This is a genomic window from Leptolyngbya sp. BL0902 (genome assembly GCF_016403105.1).
GTDB lineage: Bacteria > Cyanobacteriota > Cyanobacteriia > Phormidesmidales > Phormidesmidaceae > Nodosilinea.
Genome location: NZ_CP046155.1, coordinates 3,634,461 through 3,652,110 on the forward strand (window position 1 = coordinate 3,634,461; position 17,650 = coordinate 3,652,110).

At 57.6% G+C, this 17,650-nt stretch carries 17 protein-coding genes and 1 tRNA gene; 9 read left to right on the plus strand and 9 right to left on the minus strand.

The window, feature by feature from the left end:
* Positions 1–61: 61 nt before the first annotated feature.
* From GFS31_RS16145 to GFS31_RS16155, 3 genes are all read right to left on the minus strand, one after another.
* Entirely contained in the window at positions 62–499 is a 438-nt protein-coding gene (locus tag GFS31_RS16145) for a hypothetical protein (RefSeq protein ID WP_198805800.1), read from the minus strand.
* Positions 496–1,197: a DUF433 domain-containing protein gene (locus tag GFS31_RS16150; protein ID WP_198805801.1), complete on the minus strand. Its 702-nt coding sequence runs from the start codon at positions 1,195–1,197 to the stop codon at positions 496–498. Before GFS31_RS16150 ends, GFS31_RS16145 begins: the two co-directional genes overlap by 4 nt.
* A 253-nt stretch (positions 1,198–1,450) precedes the next feature.
* Positions 1,451–1,521, minus strand: a tRNA-Gly gene (locus GFS31_RS16155).
* 228 nt (positions 1,522–1,749) lie between these two features.
* On the opposite strand from GFS31_RS16155, the gene der reads away from it, so the two are divergent.
* Positions 1,750–3,111 (plus strand): ribosome biogenesis GTPase Der, encoded by a 1,362-nt coding sequence (gene der / locus GFS31_RS16160; RefSeq protein ID WP_198805802.1) that lies wholly within the window; start codon positions 1,750–1,752, stop codon positions 3,109–3,111.
* Positions 3,112–3,142: 31 nt separating this feature from the next.
* Here the strand turns inward: der and GFS31_RS16165 are convergent, their stop codons facing one another.
* Positions 3,143–4,369 carry an alpha/beta fold hydrolase gene (locus tag GFS31_RS16165; protein WP_198805803.1) on the minus strand — a complete coding sequence of 409 codons (1,227 nt, stop codon included), beginning with the start codon at positions 4,367–4,369 and terminating at the stop codon, positions 3,143–3,145.
* Between the two features lie 652 nt (positions 4,370–5,021).
* On the opposite strand from GFS31_RS16165, the gene GFS31_RS16170 reads away from it, so the two are divergent.
* From GFS31_RS16170 to GFS31_RS16185, 4 genes are all read left to right on the plus strand, one after another.
* On the plus strand, positions 5,022–6,209 hold the full coding sequence (locus GFS31_RS16170) for a transposase (protein ID WP_198804897.1): 1,188 nt from the start codon (positions 5,022–5,024) through the stop codon (positions 6,207–6,209).
* A gap of 255 nt (positions 6,210–6,464) precedes the next feature.
* Positions 6,465–7,028, plus strand: coding sequence for a bis(5'-nucleosyl)-tetraphosphatase (symmetrical) YqeK (gene yqeK, locus GFS31_RS16175; protein ID WP_225907458.1), 564 nt, complete (start codon positions 6,465–6,467; stop codon positions 7,026–7,028).
* A gap of 126 nt (positions 7,029–7,154) precedes the next feature.
* Positions 7,155–7,592 (plus strand): ribosome silencing factor, encoded by a 438-nt coding sequence (rsfS, locus tag GFS31_RS16180; RefSeq protein ID WP_198805805.1) that lies wholly within the window; start codon positions 7,155–7,157, stop codon positions 7,590–7,592.
* A gap of 189 nt (positions 7,593–7,781) precedes the next feature.
* On the plus strand, positions 7,782–9,329 hold the full coding sequence (locus GFS31_RS16185) for a glycosyltransferase family 2 protein (RefSeq protein WP_198805806.1): 1,548 nt from the start codon (positions 7,782–7,784) through the stop codon (positions 9,327–9,329).
* Between the two features lie 538 nt (positions 9,330–9,867).
* Here the strand turns inward: GFS31_RS16185 and GFS31_RS21330 are convergent.
* Complete coding sequence (locus tag GFS31_RS21330) at positions 9,868–10,002, minus strand: hypothetical protein (RefSeq protein WP_263974857.1); 135 nt, start codon at positions 10,000–10,002, stop codon at positions 9,868–9,870.
* 137 nt (positions 10,003–10,139) lie between these two features.
* Positions 10,140–11,045 (minus strand): A24 family peptidase, encoded by a 906-nt coding sequence (locus tag GFS31_RS16190; RefSeq protein ID WP_317135041.1) that lies wholly within the window; start codon positions 11,043–11,045, stop codon positions 10,140–10,142.
* 44 nt (positions 11,046–11,089) lie between these two features.
* On the opposite strand from GFS31_RS16190, the gene GFS31_RS16195 reads away from it, so the two are divergent.
* The 3 genes from GFS31_RS16195 to GFS31_RS16205 all read left to right on the plus strand — a co-directional run bounded on the left by GFS31_RS16195 (position 11,090) and on the right by GFS31_RS16205 (position 14,362).
* Positions 11,090–11,797 (plus strand): hypothetical protein, encoded by a 708-nt coding sequence (locus tag GFS31_RS16195; protein WP_198805807.1) that lies wholly within the window; start codon positions 11,090–11,092, stop codon positions 11,795–11,797.
* A 57-nt stretch (positions 11,798–11,854) separates the two neighbouring features.
* Positions 11,855–12,364 (plus strand): hypothetical protein, encoded by a 510-nt coding sequence (locus tag GFS31_RS16200; RefSeq protein ID WP_198805808.1) that lies wholly within the window; start codon positions 11,855–11,857, stop codon positions 12,362–12,364.
* Between the two features lie 264 nt (positions 12,365–12,628).
* Complete coding sequence (locus GFS31_RS16205) at positions 12,629–14,362, plus strand: NACHT domain-containing protein (RefSeq protein WP_198805809.1); 1,734 nt, start codon at positions 12,629–12,631, stop codon at positions 14,360–14,362.
* Here the strand turns inward: GFS31_RS16205 and GFS31_RS16210 are convergent.
* The 3 genes from GFS31_RS16210 to GFS31_RS16220 all read right to left on the minus strand — a co-directional run bounded on the left by GFS31_RS16210 (position 14,359) and on the right by GFS31_RS16220 (position 16,941).
* A complete protein-coding gene (locus GFS31_RS16210; RefSeq protein ID WP_198805810.1) occupies positions 14,359–15,276 on the minus strand; it encodes a bacteriohemerythrin in 918 nt (305 codons plus the stop codon). The genes GFS31_RS16205 and GFS31_RS16210 overlap by 4 nt on opposite strands.
* A gap of 260 nt (positions 15,277–15,536) precedes the next feature.
* The gene (gene cbiB / locus GFS31_RS16215; RefSeq protein ID WP_225907459.1) at positions 15,537–16,520 is read right to left on the minus strand and encodes an adenosylcobinamide-phosphate synthase CbiB; all 984 of its coding nucleotides are present in this window, start codon (positions 16,518–16,520) and stop codon (positions 15,537–15,539) included.
* Positions 16,498–16,941 carry an Rrf2 family transcriptional regulator gene (locus tag GFS31_RS16220; protein WP_198805811.1) on the minus strand — a complete coding sequence of 148 codons (444 nt, stop codon included), beginning with the start codon at positions 16,939–16,941 and terminating at the stop codon, positions 16,498–16,500. The genes cbiB and GFS31_RS16220 overlap by 23 nt, the downstream gene beginning before the upstream one ends.
* A 400-nt stretch (positions 16,942–17,341) precedes the next feature.
* Here GFS31_RS16220 and GFS31_RS21615 point away from each other — a divergent pair, with 400 nt between their 5' ends.
* Entirely contained in the window at positions 17,342–17,587 is a 246-nt protein-coding gene (locus tag GFS31_RS21615; protein WP_317135042.1) for an AbrB family transcriptional regulator, read from the plus strand.
* Positions 17,588–17,650: the final 63 nt, after the last annotated feature.

Genomic DNA, 17,650 nt, shown 5'->3' on the forward strand with positions numbered 1-17,650 from the left:
ACCTCACCTTTTCCCCTCCCACCACGAGGTTTCAAGCCTTTCACCCACTTCTGTCAGGCAGTCAGGGGGCAAACTGCCTGAGCGTTTTCATGAGCTTGTTGCGATCTTGCCATTTCTTCACCTTGCCCAATGGATACACCTTGGCAATAAACGGGGCGGGATGACTTTGGGCAAAGCGTTCCATTTTAGGAATCGCATTCACGATATCGCGCATGAGTTCTGCCCTAGGGGCATTCCCCATCACCAACGCAAACATCTTGACATTGCCTTGAGCCACCTGAATCGCTTCCGGAATGTTGATGCCAACCGAGGTGTCTCTGCTCAACACTAACCAACCCCGCCGACCCACCTCGGCTAACCACTCTACATCCGGCGTTTGTTTGGGGAAATGGTCAGACAGCATCTCTACCCTCACCCCAGACGCTTTGAGGCTTTCCGCAATCTGCTTACCCAGCAAGTTTTCATCCAAAAAGAATACCGTGGTCTCTTCCTGGCTCACGCGGCGATCCCTTCATACTCAAGCGCTATTTGGATCAGATTGCGACCGCACCGATAATCTTCCGCCAATAGTTCAAGCGACTCGCCCGCCTGGTGGCGCTCGGCCAAAACCTGGGTGGGAATTCGGGTGCCTGCAATCACCGGGCGACCAAAGGCAATATTGGGATCAATCACAATGACTTTAGGTTCATCCTTGGCGCGATCAGGATGTACAAATGGGAACAACCGAGAGGCAATGCCCTGCTCATCCACCTCTATCCGAGTCAAATAGATATCTAACGTTTCTCGAATCGCAATCTGTCCACCCTTAGAAGCATCCAGCAACCGTTCCAAATGCTCGACATAGATAGACTGGCCATCCGTTTTTAAGAAATCCTCTCTAACCAGCGGGTGAGGATACCCCAGTTCCTCACTGATGAAACTCAGCGCAATGCGAATTTGATCTAACCTAACTTCATGCTCAACTCGAATCGCCCGGAGCACATGGGCTTCAACCAAGTTGGTAAACGACAAGGCTTTGGCGTCAGGCTTCGGTAACTCGATCAACGGTTCTGAAAAGCGCTTGCCCTGTTTCGTCTCATAGGTACGACCCTTTACCCAAGACCGAATCGTGTCCTTGGGGATATGCAAATATTTTTCAGCCTCTTTGTAGGAATAGGCTGGAAGATTGCGGGTATCCAGGCTTTTGACTGTGGCCATACCGTGGAATGGTCATCAGAGCAGTTATGGCTAGATTACAGCATATCTAACCCGCAAACCCCAGAGAGATGTAATGGCGCTTGCCCTGGTAGAGAACATGGATGTAAGCGCCATCGTGCTAATTGCTGCACCCAAACTACCTCAAAAGGCCCCAAACTTCATCCGCTTTTTAGAACCGGGGAACTAAATCACAGGCACTCTCAGATAAGCCAGAACCTTGAAAAGCCTTGCTCTCAGGGGTTTCTATTAAGTAAGCGGGTGGGGGGAATCGAACCCCCATCATTAGCTTGGAAGGCTAAGGTTTTACCACTAAACTACACCCGCAGGGATGTTGACCTTGATACTGGCGTATGAAGGCTATGCGTTAGTGTATCACAGCTTAGGCTACAGACAGCATCAAGGATTGAGGGTTGGTTTCCCCAGTTCCTTTTTCGGTCGCTACAATGGAAAGATTGAGAATTTCTCGCGTTTGGATAGAGCACCCGCTGGGGCCGTTTATCCTGATGTCTGAGAGGATTCATCGCTTGAGCCCAAGATTGAAGATTTAACGCTATGCCACTGCCTGTTGTTGCGGTTGTCGGTCGCCCGAATGTGGGCAAGTCTACCCTGGTAAACCGCCTAGCTGGGGGAAAGGATGCCATTGTCCACGACGAACCGGGGGTGACGCGAGACCGCACCTACCAGATGGCCTTCTGGCGGGATCGCGATTATCAAGTGGTAGATACGGGCGGCTTGGTGTTTGACGACGACACGGAATTTTTGCCCTTCATCCGCGAACAGGCCCAGTTGGCCCTAGCGGAGGCCAGCGCGGCCATTTTTGTAGTGGATGGTCAGGCTGGCCCCACGGAGGCAGATCGGGAGATTGCCACTTGGCTGCGGCAACAATCCGTCCCCGTGCTGCTGGCGGTGAACAAGTGTGAGTCGATTGACCAAGGCGTGGTGCAGGCCGCGCAGTTTTGGGAGTTGGGCCTGGGTGAGCCCTATCCGGTGTCGGGCATTCACGGCAGCGGCACCGGGGAGTTGTTGGATGCCCTGGTGGAATTTTTGCCGGAAACCGTCGAGGAGGAAGCCACCGAGGAAATTAAGGTGGCCATTGTGGGACGGCCCAATGTGGGCAAATCCAGCCTGCTGAACGCCTTTGTGGGCGAGTCTCGCGCCATTGTTAGCTCCATTTCGGGCACCACCCGCGACGCCATCGATACCCAGGTGCAGCACGGCGATCAGCTCTACCGCATCATTGACACGGCGGGCATTCGCAAAAAGAAAAGCGTGGAGTATGGGCCGGAATTTTTTGGCATCAACCGGGCTTTTAAGGCCATTCGCCGTGCCGATGTGGTGCTGCTGGTAATCGATGCCCTAGACGGCGTCACCGAGCAGGATCAAAAACTGGCGGGCCGCATTGAGGAGGACGGTCGGGCCTGCGTGATTGTCGTCAACAAGTGGGATGCGGTTGAAAAAGACAGCTACACCATCTACGACTTTGATCACCAAATCTCGGCCCGATTAAATTTCCTAGACTGGGCCAAGCGCATCTACGTTAGCGCCAAAACTGGGCAACGGGTGCCCAAAATTTTGGACCTCGTCAACCAGGCCGTGGAACAACATCGCCGCCGGGTTAGCACTTCGGTAGTGAATGAAGTGCTAGAAGATGCGGTGCAGTGGCACAGCCCACCCACTACCCGCCAAGGTCGCCAGGGCCGAATTTACTACGGCACCCAAGTCACCGTGCGGCCTCCGTCCTTCACGCTGTTTGTGAACGATCCCAAACTTTTGAAAGACAACTATCGCCGCTACGTAGAACGACAGTTCCGCGAAAACCTGGGCTTTGAAGGCACACCCATCCGCATTTTCTGGCGGGGCAAAGCCATGCGCGATTTAGAACGCAACAACCCCAACCGGGCCACCAGGGTATAGGAAAAAACGCCAGAGTAGCCTAAGTGAATTATCACCGCCCACAATTAGACGAGGTAGGTCGTCCAGCAAAGCGGTCTACCACCCAGCCAAGAATGTGGATCGCCGTATCCTCACGGGCATCATGGGATGAACCGGGATAACGGGCAAACTGCACATTTTCACCTGCCTGACAACGGCGCAGGGCTTCGGCTTCACTTAACTCGATGGGAATCAACGGATCGGCGGTGCCATGGGCAATGAGAATCGGCACCTCGATAGGTTCGCTCGGTGTATTTTCCTCAAATAACGTACTCCAGGGTTCGGCACTGAGAATATCAACACTCAGGTATTGCTCTGGTGTTCGCAACGTTTTGAGAACCGGAAGAAACCCGGCTGGAGCCGTAAAACAGGGTTCAACCATGCGATCAAAATTAGCTCGTTCCTCAGCTTTGAGGATGGCATCAAGATCGGCATCGGGATAAATTGAATCCCACGCTGCAAAAACATAGCCGAGGAAAATTCCTCCCCCAGGTTTATCTAAATTAAACTCTGCAATACCCCGCAAGTTAATCGCCGGAGCTGATGCCGCAGCACCCAACAAATTCAGCTCCGGCGCATAGGTTTTCGCCCTTTGAGCCGTCCAAAGGGCGCTATTGCCACCCTGAGATGCGCCCCAAACCACGAACTTATCCCCAGCATTTACCTCAGGAATTTGGCGGGCGGCCCGCACCGAATCGAGCACACTTTGCGCGGCCACTGGCCCCACCATATAGGGATGGGTGCCGGGAGTGCCAAGCCCTGGATAATCGGTAATGGCAACCACAAAACCCTCCGCCAGCATTTGCTCAATGGCCGGAGTTTGTTGGTAGGGATCTGAGGTATGGCTAACACCGCAGGCGGGGCGAATCCCCGTTGTGCCGTGGGCCCAGGCGATGATATTTCGCGGTTCGGCACTGGTGCCCTGGGGCGCAACAATGGTTCCCGTTACCGCAATGGGTTGCCCCGCCAGATCCGTTGATAGGTACATGACCCGCCAGGCTTGTGCCCCTTCAGGCAAGCTACTAGGCAGGGGTTCTTTGCGAATCAGGCTGCCCAATTCGCCGGGGGGAAGCGGCTGGGGAGGGATATAAAACGGCGACGGTGTTTGCGGTGTGGCGGCTTGATAATAGCGAATGAAGACGGCAACAGCAGCACCAACTGTACCCAGCAAAATGGTTGCGGCTAGGAGAATTACCCATCGGTTTGGGCTCTGCCAAATTCCCATCAGGCGTGTGTCCATAGAGCGCTCTAGCAGACTGGGCCATGTAGCCGTCAACTAAGTATGAAGCATTAGATTCACTAGATGACCAAGGCTACGGCAAGTATTATCCAGCGGGTTCACAGGATAAGAGTCAGATCTTAAGGAATTAAACATGATCGCTGCCAGATGAGGCCATGGCTTCGCAGTGTTATCTGTTTGACTGGGTTGGGTAGTGGTTACGGTCTAATTTGCTGACTTAAATTTTTAGGTTTCTTTAGCAGTAGTCATAGTCTCTAGTAGAGAGATTAAATCAGGAAAGGTAGTATGAATGGTGTTCCAAAGGGTCTCAAAATCTACCGAATCATATTCATAGATGAAAGGGCCTTTGAAAAGGGGGAAGGGTGCAGCAGATTACGCAAGACGCTGCCCCATAATCAGGAACTTAAACTGCTGTAGCTTCCATCAACCCGCGCTAGATAGACCTGCGCTAGACAAATGTGGGCCGTGACTGCTCTCCTCTGAGGCCGTTTGTGCAGTGCCAGTTGCCCACCGTCTTGTTCGCCGACCTTCGCTGCTGTGACGACCCTGACTGCCTGACAGAAGTGGGTGAAAGGCTTGAAACCTCGTGGTGGGAGGGGAAAAGGTGAGGTGACATGAGACGCTGGAATTTGCGTATTTCAGGGTCTTTGCCATGTCATCCACCACCTGTCTCTATGATCAAGTGCTGTCCTTGCTGCGTCAATATAGCCATCGTCGGGATTTACGGCACCTCAAAGCGCTGGCGTGGATGGTGACGGCGCTGGTGTGCAGTGGTCGGTTGAGCCTGCCGGAGTGGGAGGCCTATGTTCCCAGTCGCGCCCGCCAAGCGCAAAGCACCGAACGACGATGGCAACGGTTTATGAGCAATCACCGGGTGCGGATTAAAAGTCTGTACGTGCCCTTGGCGTTAGCGGCGATTCATCGGTGGAAAGGACGGCGACTCTACCTAGCCCTCGATACGACGGTGCTGTGGAATCGGTATTGCATGATTCACCTGTCCGTGACCTGTTGTGGGCGGGCGGTGCCCCTGCTGTGGCGGGTGTTAGAGCATCCTAGTGCCACGGTCAGTGCCCAACGGTATTTGCCGATGCTGCGCTTAGCCCATCGACTGTTGCAGGCTTATCCCGATGTGATGCTGTTAGCCGACCGAGGGTTTGCCAACCATGACCTGCTGGCGTGGCTCAGCGACAGTCGATGGCACTATGCTTTACGCTTGCCCAGTGATGTGGTGGTGCATGGCCCCCGCCGTCAGCCGATTGAGGTAGGTGTTCTGTGGCCCCCCAAGGGCGAAGTTCGTTTCTATGAGGGCATTGGCCTGTGGGCCGATGGGCGCTGGCGCTGCAACCTGGTTCTGGCTAACGTCAAAGGCGTTAAGGAGCCCTGGGCGGTCATCACCGATGAGCCGCCGACCCTCAATACCCTGTGGCAATATGCCCTCAGGTTCCGAGTTGAGGAACTGTTCCTCGATTCAAAATCCGGGGCCTTTGCCCTCGAATCTTCCGGCATCCGCTCCGCCCAAGCCCTCGAACGTCTCTACCTCGTCGCGGCAGTCGCCATCCTCTATGGCACCACCCAGGGCATGGCCGCTCAACTCGACGGTCTCCGCTCTCAGGTTGACCCTCATTGGACACGGGGCATCAGCTATCTCAAAATCGGCCTCCGCTGGCTTAGAGGGGTGGTCAACAAAGGGCGTCCGTTGCTCAACCCCATCCCCCTATTGACCGTTGACCCAGATCCCTGTTTTGCATCTAAAAAGGCAGAAGCCCGATATTATGACCGCATCTGGTTCTCTAGGATCCAGTCCATGCGCTGTCAGCTACCCCCTTGGGAGGCCGCATAAAGATGTGTCAGGCAGTCAGGTGACGACCACTGCCATCACCAAGCCCAAGCTCTCGACTACGCCATGCCGCTTCCGTCCCTGCGCCTGTTTGGCCCCAGCAAAGCCCATGGCTCGATGCATCATGGGGGCAGTGCTGACAGACAGGCCCGCTCCAGCGATACAATGAAACCAGTTCTGACGAGAGGATTTCCCCTGGCTGCTACGCCCTCTTTCCCAGTTGATAGTGCTGCTCTAGGTCAAGATTGGCGAGGGCAGGTGTTGCCTTGGCTCGAAGACCAACTGCCCAAGCCCCGACTGGCCCATAGTCTGCGGGTAGAGGCTATGGCTGTTGATCTGGCGCAGCACCACGGCCTCGATCCGGTCAAAGCAGCTCAGGCGGGGTTGATGCATGACCTAGCCAAGTATTACCCGGCGGAAAAGCTCCTGGCGATGGCGCAGCAAGCGGGCCTAGAGATTGACCCGGTGGATGAGGCTAACCCTCACCTACTCCATGCGGATGTGAGCGCGTTGGTAGCCCAGCAAACCCTGGGCATCACCGACCCGGAGGTATTAGCCGCCATTGCCAACCACACCCTAGGGCGTCCGGCCATGTCGCCCCTCAGTTGTGTGGTCTTCTTGGCCGATACCCTAGAACCAGGGCGCGGCAAAAGCGATGACCTCAAACGCCTGCGACGGCTAAGCTATCGTCACCTGCCCCAGGCCGTTTACCAAACCTGCGACTACACCTTCGCCCACCTAATCAACAAGGCCAAACCCATCCACCCCCGCGCCCTGAACACTCGCAACTGGTTCCTTAGCCAGCACCGCACCAAATCCTAACCCTCTCCCATCTCCCGACCCCCAACTTTTCCGATTCCGAACCTTTCTAAGTCTGCTCCTTCCCAAGTCCGCCCCTTTCCGATTCCAAACCTTTCCAAGTCCCTATTCCCGACTCCCTATTTCCCAATGACCAATCCCCAAAACACCGACACCACCACCCTGACCGCCTCCGCCGGATTTCCCCCTGTAGAGGAAGATTCTGCCCTGCAACTGGCCTATGCCATTGCCGCCGCCGCCGATGAGCGCAAGGGGGGCAACATTACCCTAGTGCAGGTGGGGGATGTGTCCTATTTGGCGGATTACTTTGTGATCGTGACGGGATTTTCCACAGTGCAGGTACGGGCCATCACCCGATCCATCGAAGCAGCCCTAGAGGAGGATTTTAACCGCCGTCCCTTGCGGGTAGAGGGCCAAATGGAGGGCAACTGGATTTTGATGGACTATGGCGAAGTGATGGTGCATGTGTTTATGCCAGAGGCCCGCGAATTCTATGATTTAGAAGCCTTTTGGGGCCATGCTAACCAAATGCTGTACTATCCTCCTACCCCTCCAGCGAGCCGTTAGGGGGTCGGAATACGGCCTGGTTTTGCCCAACCTGCCTAACCGGAGGATGGGGAAAATTGCGCTAAATATCGTGCTAAATAGAGGTATGGATTGCCCCTGGGGAGATGGCCTAACCGGATCTAGCCCAGGGGTGTGTTGTGTGAATGGTTTCAATGACAGCCTTGCAAGTTCAGGAGTTTATCACCGCCTATGAAGCGAAGCCTAGGGCTGTTTTCTGGGTCAACGCTGGCCCAGGTTAGACGTTGGGTGGGGTTGAGTGCTTGGCTATTGCTGGCCCCCATGGCGGGCTATATCCTCTGGCTCAACCAGGGGCACAGTCTGATTTTGGTGCAGTTGGCCCTCCTTGTGGTGGCGATTATTGGCCTGGTGGTCATCAATAGCGAAACCGCCGTGGTGGCCCTTCAGCAGTGGTGTGTGCCGATCCATCAGCCCCGTGGCTGGCTTCAGCGCTGGCTCTATCCCCAAAGGCGGCAGCAGCTTCGTCGGGCTGAGGCTGGCCTGAACCGCCCGTGCGATGGCTCCACGGGCCATGCCCTAGGTCATACCCTAGATCCCCTCGGTGTGCGGTCGGCTGAACTCCCCTTTGTCTCGGTAGTGGTGGCGGCCTACTTGCCCAACGAGCAGGACATCATCGAAGAAACCCTGCGCCACTGGCTCACCCAGGTCAAAGTTCCGGCGGCGGGTTGGGAGGTGATTTTGGCCTACAACACCCCTACCGCGCTTCCGGTGGAGGATCGGCTCCGACGCCTAGCCCGTCGCTATCCGGCCCTGGTGCTACTGCCCGTGGCCGGAAGCCGATCCAAGGCCGAAAACCTGAATGCCGCCCTCGCCCAAGTTCAGGGCGCAATGACCTGCATTTTTGACGCCGATCACCATCCTGCCCCCGATTGCCTGGGCCGAGCCTGGGCCTGGTTGGCCACGGGGCAATACGATGGCGTCCAGGGGCGCAACATCATTCGTAACGCCCAAGATAACTGGCTCACCCACCTGGTGGCGGTGGAGTTTGAATGCACCTACGGCATCAGCCACTATGGCCGCTCCCTACTGGCGGATACAGCCCTATTTGGCGGATCAAACGGCTATTGGCGCACAGCGGCTCTGCGAGAACTGGGCTTTTCTTCAGCCCGCCTCACCGAAGATATTGACGCTACCGTGCGGGGGCTGCTGCGGGGCTGTCGCCTCGTCCATGACCCTGCCATCATCACCACTGAACTAGCCCCCACCCAACTGCGGGGGCTGTGGCTGCAACGGCAGCGCTGGAGCCAGGGCTGGCTGGAGGTGGCCAGTCTGTACCTCAGCCGCGTGGCCCGCACCCCCCACCTCGACCCGGTGCAAAAAGGCTACTGGCTGCTGATGCTGCTGTTTAGCCAGGGGTTTTACCTGCTGGTGTGGCAGGTGGTGCCGATGATGCTCAGCATCCACTTCAGCACCTCAGATCGAGACCTGGTGTTTGAAAACGTCAACCTCGCCATGATGGGGTTGCTGGCCCTCAGCACCCTGCTTCAGGTGGCCCTGGCCATGGGCTATCGGCCTGCCTATTCCACCTACAGCCGCCGTCACGGGTTCTTTTACTGCCTGCTTTCCCCGGTGTATTTCTGGTTTAAGGTGGCCATCGGCATGGTAGCCCTCTATAACCATCTCTGCGGTAGCCGGGTGTGGCACGTCACCGCCCGCACCGCCCACCGTTCTGTGAAGTGGTCGCCCAACCGAGCCCCTGCCCCCGCCAAAACCCGGTAAGAGAATCAAGAGAATCGGTCTTGAGACTAGCTTGACAGGAATAGTCGCGGAATTATTCGCTGCCCCCGCCAAAACCCGGTAGGAGAATTGGTCTTGAGACTGCACGAATTATATTAAATCCCAGCCGTTAACCCCCGATGGGCAAACCAATCCTGCTCAGGCTGAGCTTGCCGTTGGTGTAGCGTCCTCAAGGAGGAAAGCCTTGATTGCCTCGATTTCCTCAATTATTTCCCAAATTAATAGAGGAGGTTTTCTATGCAGATTATGGTTGCTTCAACTCAGAATGAGACTAACTAGCCACCGAAAGGCCAGGGGTCGCAGGCTTTCAGGGTTCTCACTCTACCCTTGAGTCACTCTGGTATGGAGCGGCACCAATCAGCATACAGCGCTTTTGAATCACGGGAGGTACAGTGCAAGACTCAAACTCCTAGCCATATTTGGATCCTATGGCTCAAAGTGCACCTTACTAGGTTGATTACCGCTGTAGGCTAGATTGGGCGAGGCCAGACGCTGCCCAGGGCAGGATCTGGGCTAAAGCCTAGGCCAAGGGTTGGGACTGATCCATACCGTTAATTTCTTGGGCGGAGCGCTCCAGCATAGAGGCGCGGCGCTGTTGCTGCTGTTGGCGGGTGCGGGCGACGAGACGACGGGCGGAGTCTTGGGTGTGACTCATAGGATCCTCATTAAAACCGTATTCAAAGTTACAGAATGCCACCATTGTAACCATAACTTTTGGGTGGTGGGTTAAGAAGGGTTAAAGCTCGGCGGTCTCCCTGGGCTAAGCTGTGGGGCAGATTGGTGGGGCCAACCTTAAAACCCAGGGAAAAAGAGGGTGCGGTAGGCGTTAATCAGCGCCTGTCCCCAGAACAGAGTGACGGTGGCTCCTAGGGCCAGAAAGGGGCCAAAGGGGAGGGGTTGGCGGCGACTCATCCAGCCCAGGGCCATGGCCCCACCGCCGAGGATTGCCCCCAGCAGGCAGGCCAAAAAGCCGCTCAGCAGCACCCCTGGCCAGCCCAGCCAAGCGCCCAGCATGGCCGCAAGTTTGGCGTCGCCGCCGCCCATGGCGGTTTGCCCCATGGCTAGGGAGGCCACCAGGGTGATGATGTCAAAGAGCCAAATCCCCACCACGGCCCCCAGGACGCCGTTCATCAGCCCCACAATGCCCGCCTGCCATGCCCCTGTACCCAGGATCGGGATGACGGCCTGGGCGATGAGGCCCAGGATCAGACCGCTTTGGGTGAGGGGGTTGGGCAGGGTGAGGGTATCGAGATCGATAAAGGTAAGGGCCACCAGCCAGCTCAGCAGCACCCAGTGGGCCAGGGTGAGCCAGGAAACGCCCCACTGCAAAAAGGCGGTCAGAAACAGCGCCGCTGTGAAGGCTTCAATCAGCGGGTATCGGGGGGCGATGGGGGTTCGGCAGTAGCGGCATTTTCCGCGCAGCCACAGCCAACCGAGAACGGGCACATTATCGTAGGGCTTGAGCGGGGTGTGGCACTGGGGGCAGCGCGAAGGGGGATACAACAGCGACAGTCCCGCTGGTAAACGATAGATGACCACATTGAGGAAGCTGCCCACCGCCGCCCCAAACAGTCCTACCAAACCCCACATCACCAAGGTCTCCATCGTGCTTTGCTCCACAGCGCTCCGGGCTGCTTCACTATACCGCCCCGGCCTGGCTCCGGTGGAATGCCCCAGCCGTAAATCCAGGGCAGTCATGGGGTGAATTCGCTACCATGGGCATGATTTAGAGGAAGAATCCTATGAAGGTCAAGCCTGTCTTAATCGTGGGAACGGTGGTGCTGGTAGGGCTAGCCGCAGGGGCTGGGGCTGGAGCCGCCTACTACTGGATGCAGGCCACGGCTCTGCCTCCGGCAATACAGGTGGCCAACGCAACTTCTCCAGAGCTGGTGGTGAATCAGCCCAACACCAGTGCCGAAGCAGTTTTGGCCCAAAAATTGGCCACTGGGGAAGGGGTGCGCTACGAGGGCAATAACCGCATCGCCATCACCCTCACTGAAGCCGAGATGAGCCAGGTGATCCTTGATGGGTTGGCCCAGGTGCCCGAAGCTCAGCCGCTCCTACAGTCGGCCCAGGGCATCCAAACCACCATCGAAGGCCAGCGGGTACGCACGGGCCTTACCCTCAACCCGGCGGATTTGCCCACCGAAAACCTGCCGCCCCAGGCCCAGCGTGCCCTCGGCATGGCGACTCTGCTGGGCAACCAGTCCCTCTATGTGGGCATTGAGGGCAGTCCTAGGGTAGAAAATGGGCGGCTGGTGCTAGATCCCAATACCCAAATTCAGGTGGGCCGGATCAATCTCACCCTATCCGACTTGGAGCGGGCCACGGGGCTGAATGCCGACCAGCTCAGCCGTGCCGCCAGCGTTACCCTGCCCCAAACGGGCCTCACCCTAGACGGGCTAGAATTTTCTGAGGGCACCGCCATTCTGCGCGGAGCCATGCCCTAGGGTTGCCCCAATGCCGTAAGGTAAACACGGGCCTATAGGATTGAGTTAGCCGTTCCAATGAATTACCTGGTTGCCGTACTAGAAAATCGCCTCAAGGCGGAGGAAGCCTACGCCGCCCTAGAGGAGGCTAAGGTGCCGAAGGAGAGCTTAGACATTTTAGGCCGGGGCTTCAAGTCTGCCGATGAGTATGGCCTGATTGACCCTGCCGACCAAGCCTGGAAGCAAATTCGGCTGATGATGCTGTGGCTGGTGCCCTTTGGCTTTGGGGCGGGGCTGGTGTTCAACCTCATCACCGGGCTGGATACCTTCGTCTGGACAGGACGCCTCGGCAACCAACTGATCGGCGGCCTATTGGGGGCCGGGTCTGGGGCTATGGGAGCGTTTTTTATTGGCGGCGGCGTGGGCTTGGCCGTGGGCGGTGGCGATGCCCTCTCCTACCGCAACAGCCTATCCGCTGGCAAGTTCTTGGTGGTGGTGCGCGGTTCCGAGGCGCTAATTCGCCAAGCCACTCCCATCCTGCGCCGCTTCCGCCCAGAGACCATCCAGGGCTATAGCGCCCGCGACTAGGATCCTCATCCCTCGGTTGGGTGCCTGCGCCTGATCGATCAACGCCCTGAATCTGAGATCGGGGTAACAACCTGACTAAGCTGACCTCCCTAGGCTTGACGAATTTAGCCGTTGAGGCCATGCTGACATCCAGGGTGATCAGCACCCCCAGGCTACGGATGCCCCCGCGTCGGTCATCCCCCATGCCATCGGGTTCATCATTGAGCGGCATCCCCTGCCGCTGGCTTCGTCCGTAGGATCATGCCCCCTTCCTAGGAGACGCTGATGCTGGCCAGTGTGTTACTTCAGCTCACGCCGCTGCGGGCCAACCTCACCGCCGAGCGGGCCGATTTGAGGCGGGCCGTGGCGCAACAGTTACGCGCCTACCGGGAGGGGTTATCGGTACTGCCCCGCCCCCAGACGATTCCCCTCACCTACCAGGTGTGGCGGTTGCAGTACGGCCAGTCTGCCGCCCAGGTACTCTCCTCGGAGGAGGCGATTACAGACTTTTTTCAGCGGGATGGGATCGACGGGCGGCTGCTGATTTTGGGCGACCCCGGTATGGGCAAAACCCACACCCTGCTAGCCATGGGAGAACACCTACTGCGCCGCAACGCCGCCGAAGGCCCTGTGCCTGTGCTGGTGGATCTATCTGCCTGGGACGGCGAAAACCTGGACGCATGGCTTGTGGCCTACCTCTGGGAGGTGTATCGCCTCTGCCAGCCCGTGGCCACCCTATGGCTGCAATCGGCCCAGCTAACCCTGCTGCTAGACGGGTTTGACCATTTGCCCCCCGCCCAACAGCGGGCCTGCGCCAAGGAAATTAACACCCTCCTCCGCAGCAATGCCGAGCAAACGGCCCTGCTTTGCTGCCGTCGCCAGGTGATCGAAACCAGCGGCATCAGCTTTGATGATTACTTCAATGGGGGCCTATATCTCCGGCCCTTGCCCGCCCAGCAGGTGAAGGACTATCTCCTCAGCCAGGGCTGCGATGACCTTTGGCCCCAGGTCAAGGCCACCAAAGCGCTCCAACCCCTGGGCCGATTCCCGCTCTATCTAACGCTCATGGTAGCCCTGGCCCCCGTCTTGGGCACCGATGCCTCCGCCATCACCGGAAAAGAGGCCCTGGTGCAGACCTTCCTGAATGACCGCCTTGACCATAGCCCCCAACCCGCCTCCGCTGAGGAACGATCTACCCTGCGCTGGCTAGCTACGCAGATGGCAGGTCGGCCCCGGTCGCTGCGGATCGATCACCTGCGGCCAACCTGGCTACCGGAACCTCAACGGCTGATGTATCGAGGGCTATTGGCGCTGGCGTTTGTGCTGATTTTTACCCTGGTGGGGGGCAATCCGGGGGTGGGGCTAGCCTGGGGGTTAGTTTTCTCCCAGCTTGACCTAGAGGCATTTCCCTACACCCATCTCAGCTTGGCCCTGGCCTCCTGGCGCAGCCTAACGGGGCTGGCGTTGGTCTCCACCCTGCCCGCCTTAGGGCTGGGGGTGGGAGTGGGTGGCTTTGGGGCGCTGCTATTGGGGCGGTTTAACCTGGGTTTGCCCGCCTTTGGCTGGGGCGGACTGGTGGGGGCCGTGCTGGGCTGGAGTTTGGGGCTGGGCATTGGGTTGTGGGGCGGATTGCCTAGGGGCATTCAAATTCGGCACCATCCCAACCAAGACCTGCGGATGGCGCTGCGGAATGGGGCTATTCTCTTTGGCCTGTTGGCGCTGGTGCTGGCTCTGGTATTGGTGGTGCCTGCGGTGGTTAGGGGACAGCCCCCGTTTACCCTGCTGACCCTACCGCGCCTGCGGGTGGTCATCGCCGCTTTACTCAGCGCTTACCTGTGGCTTTCCTTTGCCCTGCAACAGATGACCGTGCGGGCTATGTTGTCCCGCGCCCCCTCCCGCCTGCCCTGGGCGGTTGATGCATGGCTGCAACGGTGGGCACAACGGCAAGTGCTGGTCAAAGGCAGCGGCGACTATGGCTTTGCCCACGACCTAGTGCGGGATGCCCTGGCCAAGGACTAGACCCGACGGCCCTGCCCCTTAGCTCGTTCAGCTTCAGCTGTGACTTGCTGCTGCCGCTGGCGGGCTTGGCGCAGAAAGTCAATCATCCGCTGATCTTCGGCCTTGATGTGGTGGATCAACCACTCGGTTAAAAACCGCGACACCCGCAGGGCTAGCCGCCGATCTGGGGCCGTGGCCTCCTCGGCAATAAAGGCTTCTACCCTGTGGCGCAGGGCACGATGTTTGGCCGCATGGTCGTCATAGTCGGGATATTGCAACTCCGCCATGAAGTGCTCTTCGGTCTCGAAGTGGATGGTGGTGTAGCTTTCCAGAATTTTTAGAGTGCGCTCCAGCAGTTCCTCGCCCCGGCCTACCAAAATCGCCCCGTGGAGGGCGTTGATGGCGTGGAACAGGCTACGGTGTTGGTCATCAATGAGGGTATAGCCCGTTTCATACTCGGGTCGCCACTGGGCAATTTCAGCAATGGCTAGGGGCACGGTAGACGGCCCCGCATCCGCCATGATCGGTTGGGCTGCCTGCCGACAGGCGGCAATCATGGCTTGATCATCGGTTTGAATGTGGTGGATCAGCCAAGTGGTGAGGAAGTGCGACACCATGATGGTGTGCTGCTGAATATCCGGGTAAGACTGGGTTTCAAAGGCGGCAAACTTGGCCCGTAGGGCATCATGCCTACGTTTGTGGGCCTCATACCCCCCATAGCCTTGATCCCGCATATATTGCTCTTCGGTGTCAAAGTGGACGGTGGTATAGTCCCGCACGCTTTGGATGGTTTGTTCCAGCATGGTTGCCCCTTGTCCGGCCTCTACGGCCGAATGAAGGGCATTGATGATACTGAAAATACTCTGGTGCTGCTGATCAACCAGGGTGTTTCCGGTTTCGTATTCAGGTTTCCAGCGGGCAATGGGGGTATTCATAGTTGGGTTTGGGAGGGAGACGACACCTTATTCTTAGTTGTGCCCACTTTAGGCCCGAAACTATCGCTCATCGTGACAGGCTCCTGACCCTCACGCTTTGCGGAGAGGGCGGGCCTCTCCAGTCTTTCGATCTCCGCGTTTTATACGACATCCCGGTTGCTTACCCCCGATTTAAAACCTGATTCCGCTCAGGCTGAGCCCCTCGAAGCCTTCGTTTGAAGCCTTAATTTATAGACGAGGTTTTCTCTTCGGACTTAGTATTACAGGCCGTAGAGCAGACCAACACTCAAGATGCCCAAGCTGAGCCACAGCAAAAAAGCCCAGCGGGTCAGAGCCATGCCCCGCCGAATGCACTCTGGGGTGATGGGTTGTTCAGCCTCCCCTAGCAGCGGCTTTTCCTTGGGTTGGCCACGATAGCTATTCACTCCCCCCAGTTGCACCCCGAGGGCAGCGGCATAGGCGCATTCACTCCATCCCGCGTTGGGGCTGGGGTCGGCGGGGGCATCGCGACGGCACAGGGCCAACACCCGCCGGGGTCGCCCCGACACCAGAGCAATGGTCAGCACCGTCAGGCGGCAGGGCACCCAGGTTAGCCGATCCTCCAGTTGGGCGCTAAACCAACCCAAGTGGGTGTAGGGCGGCTCTCGATAGCCCACCATAGAATCGAGGGTGCTGGCGGCTTTGTAGGCCAAGGCCAAGGGCACCGGGCCAAGGGGCGTTAGGGATCCGACCAAGGCATAGAACAGGGGTGCCATCACCCCATCGGTGGCGTTTTCGCTGATGGTTTCCATCACCGCTCGCAGGATGTCTGCCTCGGATAGATTCTCCGTATCTCGTCCCACATAAAGTCCAAGGCGACTACGGGCCATGGCCAAATCCCCCGATTCTAGGGGAGCCAGCACTTCCTCTGCCGCTCGTCGCAGGCTGTGCCCTGCCAAGCAACTGGCCACCAGCACGATTTGACCGATCAGCCCCAGGACAGGATGAATGCGGTACGTCAAGCTCACCCAGGCCCAGCCCACGAAGCCGCTGCCGCCAATCACGGCCAGCCCCAGCCCCACACCGCTGACCCGTTCCCCGAAAGCAGTCAGCTTCAGGGCCAAAATGGCTTGCTTGCCTTGGGTAATGGCCCAGCCCATCGCCTGCACCGGGTGGGGCCAGCCCCAGGGGTCGCCCAGGATAAAATCTAGGCCCGCCGCCAGCAGCAACACCCCTATCCGCTCAAACCACAAAGCTAACATCATCCCCCTGGGCCGCCTGCCAACTGCGGGCATCAAAATATAAGTCTTCCAGGGAAATACTATAGAGGGCGGCCTTGAGCTTTTGGGAAAGACGATTCCATACCGCAAACGTTACCCAGTCTTCGGCTTGGCCCGTCTGGGGCTGGTGGCGGGGTAGCGGCGTCATCGGTTCTCCCACCGCTTCCAGAATTTGGCCGAGGGAAATTTGGGCCGGGGGCTTCGCTAGCCGATAGCCCCCCTGGGATCCTCGCACCGACTCCACCAGACCCGCCCGCCTCAGGTCAATCAACAGTTTTTCTAAGTAGGGCGGCGGCAACCCCTGGCGCTGGGCAATGGTTTGCACGGAAATGGGCTGCCGGGAGGGCTGAAGTGCCAAATCCAACAGCGCCTTAACGCTATAGTGGCCACGGGTGGTCAGCTTCATTGCCGCTGCGCCCCATCACATCTTCCTCGACCGTTAAGATTCATCCCAGTTTCGAGGTAGGCTACCATGATTTGCCTCTCTCCTTGGGGACAAGAAAGGCTAGCAAAACCAAACAAATTCTAGTTAAAAAAGAATGCATAAAAAGTTTTGCTGTAGTATTATTCTGCTTGCGTTCATTAGGGTAGTACCGTGCCAATAAATAGCTACCTGAGGAGCGAAGCATCCAATCAACCCATCGCTAACGAGAATAAGGTTAATGGCTAAGGATACCCCAGTTAAACCGCTCACCGGGCAAGCCCTAGTTGAGAAAGTTAAAGAGCTTGGCAGCTATGGCCCAGAAGAAAAGGCTAAAGCCTGTGGCTACTATAGCTTAACGAAATCGGGAGCTCCCCGAGTTAACATGATGAAGTTTAGGAATGCCCTGCTCGAAGCCCAAGGCATTCAGTTTGACGGCCCCCAAGGTAGTAGTGGGCGGGGTGGTCGTAGTGCCAGCTATCGCATTAGCGTTCAGGCTAACGGCAATCTCCTGATTGGGGCAGCCTACACCAAGCAAATGAGTCTCCAGCCCGGTGATGAGTTTGAAATTACCTTGGGCCGCAAGCATATCAAGCTCAAGCAAGTGGGGGCTGAGGACGAAGAATCCTAGGGGAGGCTCGTTAGCCGCAAAGCCAAATTTAGGGCAGTGAGAACGGCTTCATCCTTAAATAAT

Bases quoted from the DNA above. Each gene is read 5' to 3' on its own strand.
- GFS31_RS21615 (WP_317135042.1), top strand. From the start codon at position 17,342: ATGATGAAGTTTAGGAATGCCCTGCTCGAAGCCCAAGGCATTCAGTTT.
- cbiB (WP_225907459.1), bottom strand. From the start codon at position 16,520: ATGATGTTAGCTTTGTGGTTTGAGCGGATAGGGGTGTTGCTGCTGGCG.
- GFS31_RS16220 (WP_198805811.1), bottom strand. From the start codon at position 16,941: ATGAAGCTGACCACCCGTGGCCACTATAGCGTTAAGGCGCTGTTGGAT.
- GFS31_RS16165 (WP_198805803.1), bottom strand. From the start codon at position 4,369: ATGGACACACGCCTGATGGGAATTTGGCAGAGCCCAAACCGATGGGTA.
- rsfS (WP_198805805.1), top strand. From the start codon at position 7,155: ATGACCAATCCCCAAAACACCGACACCACCACCCTGACCGCCTCCGCC.
- GFS31_RS16205 (WP_198805809.1), top strand. From the start codon at position 12,629: ATGCTGGCCAGTGTGTTACTTCAGCTCACGCCGCTGCGGGCCAACCTC.
- GFS31_RS16210 (WP_198805810.1), bottom strand. From the start codon at position 15,276: ATGAATACCCCCATTGCCCGCTGGAAACCTGAATACGAAACCGGAAAC.
- der (WP_198805802.1), top strand. From the start codon at position 1,750: ATGCCACTGCCTGTTGTTGCGGTTGTCGGTCGCCCGAATGTGGGCAAG.
- GFS31_RS16185 (WP_198805806.1), top strand. From the start codon at position 7,782: ATGAAGCGAAGCCTAGGGCTGTTTTCTGGGTCAACGCTGGCCCAGGTT.
- GFS31_RS21330 (WP_263974857.1), bottom strand. From the start codon at position 10,002: ATGAGTCACACCCAAGACTCCGCCCGTCGTCTCGTCGCCCGCACCCGC.
- GFS31_RS16170 (WP_198804897.1), top strand. From the start codon at position 5,022: ATGTCATCCACCACCTGTCTCTATGATCAAGTGCTGTCCTTGCTGCGT.
- GFS31_RS16195 (WP_198805807.1), top strand. From the start codon at position 11,090: ATGAAGGTCAAGCCTGTCTTAATCGTGGGAACGGTGGTGCTGGTAGGG.
- GFS31_RS16190 (WP_317135041.1), bottom strand. From the start codon at position 11,045: ATGACTGCCCTGGATTTACGGCTGGGGCATTCCACCGGAGCCAGGCCG.
- GFS31_RS16200 (WP_198805808.1), top strand. From the start codon at position 11,855: ATGAATTACCTGGTTGCCGTACTAGAAAATCGCCTCAAGGCGGAGGAA.
- GFS31_RS16150 (WP_198805801.1), bottom strand. From the start codon at position 1,197: ATGGCCACAGTCAAAAGCCTGGATACCCGCAATCTTCCAGCCTATTCC.